We start from the raw sequence: 2,891 nt of genomic DNA, 5'->3' as shown, positions 1-2,891 counted from the left end.
GCTCAAGCACCTGGAACAGCGCCTGGAGAAGATGGACATGCGGCTGGAGGTCTCACCCGAAGCTTTGGCCGAGCTGGCCAAGGTGGGCTTCGACCCGGTCTTCGGGGCGCGGCCGCTCAAGCGGGCGATCCAGCACCGCATCGAGAATCCGGTGGCCCGACTCATCCTCGAGGGACGCTTTGGGCCGAAGGATGTGATCCCGGTGGGGGTGGAAAACGGCGAGTTCGTGTTTGGCCGTACCGTGCATTAAGGCCGGCCCGCCGGCGGGCCCCCAAGGGGAACCCCGCCGGCGGCCCGTGAATCACACCTCGATGGATTTCCTGCGCACCCTGGTGGCTACGGCCGCATCGCTGCTGCTACGGCTCGTTGTCGTGGTCTTCAGCCTCGTCTTCCTGGCCAGCCTGGTGGTGGCGGGACTCTTCGCCGCGCTGGTGCTCAGCGTGTGGGCCCTGCTGCGGGGGCGGCGCCCCACGGCAGCCGATTTCGGTTTGTTCAGGCGTTACCGCTGGACCGACCTGCGCACCCGCACCGGCCCATGGGCGCCCGGCCGAGGCGCCTCGCGCGCGCCAAGCGAGGTGATCGACGTGGAAGTGCGCGAAGTGCCACCCAGCCAGGGCGACACCGGCTCCCGGCGCTGACGATCGCGCGGCTCAACGTCCGGCCAGGTGTTGCTGCTTGAGCCAGGCGTCCAGCCGCTGGAGCTGGAAACGCACCAGCGACTGGTTGGTCTTGTGCCGGTCGAGCAAGCAGTGCAAGGCCACATCGGGCAGCCCTGGCAGCGGACGCACCACCTGGTGGTGGCGGTCGGAGGAAATCAGAATCTCGTGGGCCGGATCGGCCAGGTTCAGGGCCAGCCGGGCCATTTGCTGGGCCTTCAGGATCGCCGCCCCCTGCCGGGCCAGGTCGATGGGCGAGGGGCCACGGCCCGCGTGGCCCAGCGGAGCGCCGAGGTTCACGTCGAACACACAGCACGACAGCAGGCCGGTCATTTGCGCCACCATGCCGACATAGGCTTCCATCGAGGCCTGGACGGGGCTGGCCGGTGCCGGGGCGGCGGGGGTGGTCGGGGCCGTGGCCCACGCGGGCGATTGCGGCACGGTGCGGGCTTCCTCCGGGTCGAGCTGGAGCGCCAGCGGCGTGAGCTGCGGCAGGGTCGATGCTGCGCTCGGCCCGCCAGCCAGGCGGCCCCGGGCGGCATGCTTCTGCCAGAACCCCAAGATGAACGACCACGCGTCGGCGGGCCGCGAGGGCTGCGGGGCGGCACGCACCAGCATGCCATGGCGCTGTACCACCTGCGCCGACTGCGCAGCGGCTGCCTGGGCTGCCGCGGGACCCAGCGGCATGATCAGCAGGCTGGGGCAGACCCAGGCCGGCACATGCACCCATTGCATCAATTGCCGCAGGGCGTTGGCCGAGCCCTGGCCGGCCATCTCGCCCAGCAGCACGACGCTGACCTGGGCGTTTTCCATCAAGGCCCTGGAGACGGCCTGCTGGCCTGCCGGCGTGCTTTGCACATCGGTGGAGTAGATGTGCACGCGCTGGCCCTCGGGCGAGGTGTAGGTGGCGTATTCGATGCTCGCCAGCATGGTGCCGTAGCCCTGCTGGCGGATGATGAGCTTTTGCACGGCACTGCCGCCATGGGCAGCGAGCTGGCGCAGCAGTTGGCGGGAGACGTTGCCGCCGATGTCGTGCAGGGCCACATGCAGGCTTTGCAAGTGCTCGAACTGCAATCGCAGGGCCTCGGCCGCATCGCAGGTGACGAACAGCTCCCGGGTGTTGGGACCGGTCAGCCGCCCGATGTCATGCGAGCCCGCGACCCGGGGGTCGTCGCTCTCGCGCGCCATGATCTGCGTGGCCATGGTGTCAGGCATGGTCGGGGCCCACTCGACAGGGCGGTTCGGGGGGCGGTTGGTGTCATCCATGCGCTGAACGTAGGACATGGTGCCTCATGGTGGAAGCGTGGAGGGGTTGTGCAGGCAGTGTAACCATGCGTTTCATCGGACAGACACACCCGTTCGGGGGAGGGTGGGCACGGGGGTGCGACCTTCTTCACGTTGGAGCCGGCAGGCAGGGGCTGAAGCGTCTCGCCGATAGAATGATTTGCAGCATACAGGAGACACCTGCGCCTGGCAGGCGGCTCGGACGAATACGGGAATGGCATGGAATCGACACGTAACGATCCGGTGGTGATCGTCGGCGCCGGCCTGGCCGGACTGACGGTGGCCTTGCACCTGGCAGCCCGGCGGCCGGTGGTGGTGCTGGCCAAACGGGGCGTGAACGAGGCGGCGACCGCCTGGGCGCAGGGCGGCATCGTGGGGGTGCTGGGCAGCGACGACAGCATCGACAGCCACGTGCGCGACACCCAGGATGCCGGAGCCGGGCTGGTGGACGAGACCGCGGCCCGCTTCATCGCCCAGCGCAGTGCCGAGGCCATCGAATGGCTGGTGGCGCAGGGCGTGCCGTTCTCGGCCGATCCGCAGGGCCCGCTGGGACTGCACCTCACCCGCGAGGGCGGCCATGCGGTGCGCCGCATCGCCCATGCGGCCGATGCCACCGGCAAGGCCATCCACGAGGCGCTGCTCGAGCAGGTGCGTCGGCATCCTCATATTGAATTGCGCGAGCGCTGGATGGCGGTGGACCTGATCACCTCGCGCCACCTCAAGCGCGACGAGCCACCACGCTGTTATGGGGTCTATGCCCTGGACATCGACCGCGGCCGGGTGGAAACCCTGCCGGCGGCGGCCGTGGTGTTGGCCACCGGCGGCGTGGGCAAGGTCTACCGCTACACCAGCAACCCCGACACCGCCACGGGCGATGGCATCGCGATGGCCTGGCGCGCCGGCTGCCGGGTGGGCAACATGGAGTTCATCCAGTTCCATCCGACCTGCCTG

4 protein-coding genes are annotated in these 2,891 nt (G+C 69.3%); 3 read left to right on the top strand and 1 reads right to left on the bottom strand.

Features of this window, described 5'->3' with window-relative positions:
* Together ACK42S_RS17040 and ACK42S_RS17035 are read left to right on the top strand one after the other, a co-directional pair.
* Nucleotides 1–250: hypothetical protein (locus ACK42S_RS17040; RefSeq protein ID WP_409710356.1), on the top strand; the 250-nt coding region annotated here is incomplete at its 5' end.
* 46 nt (nt 251–296) lie between these two features.
* Nucleotides 297–638 (top strand): hypothetical protein, encoded by a 342-nt coding sequence (locus ACK42S_RS17035; protein ID WP_409710352.1) that lies wholly within the window; start codon nt 297–299, stop codon nt 636–638.
* Between the two features lie 12 nt (nt 639–650).
* Here ACK42S_RS17035 and ACK42S_RS17030 read toward each other — a convergent pair whose 3' ends face one another.
* Nucleotides 651–1,940, bottom strand: coding sequence for a hypothetical protein (locus ACK42S_RS17030; protein ID WP_409710349.1), 1,290 nt, complete (start codon nt 1,938–1,940; stop codon nt 651–653).
* Between the two features lie 219 nt (nt 1,941–2,159).
* On the opposite strand from ACK42S_RS17030, the gene ACK42S_RS17025 reads away from it, so the two are divergent.
* Nucleotides 2,160–2,891: FAD-dependent oxidoreductase (locus ACK42S_RS17025; RefSeq protein ID WP_409710346.1), on the top strand; the 732-nt coding region annotated here is incomplete at its 3' end.

It is taken from the genome of Caldimonas sp. (genome assembly GCF_046289365.1).
Lineage (GTDB): Bacteria > Pseudomonadota > Gammaproteobacteria > Burkholderiales > Burkholderiaceae_C > Caldimonas.
The sequence above is the reverse complement of the archived record's forward strand: the minus strand, read 5'-3'. Positions and strand labels throughout refer to the sequence as shown.

Coding starts and splice junctions, on each gene's coding strand:
- ACK42S_RS17030 (WP_409710349.1), bottom strand. CDS start 1,940: ATGTCCTACGTTCAGCGCATGGATGACACCAACCGCCCCCCGAACCGC.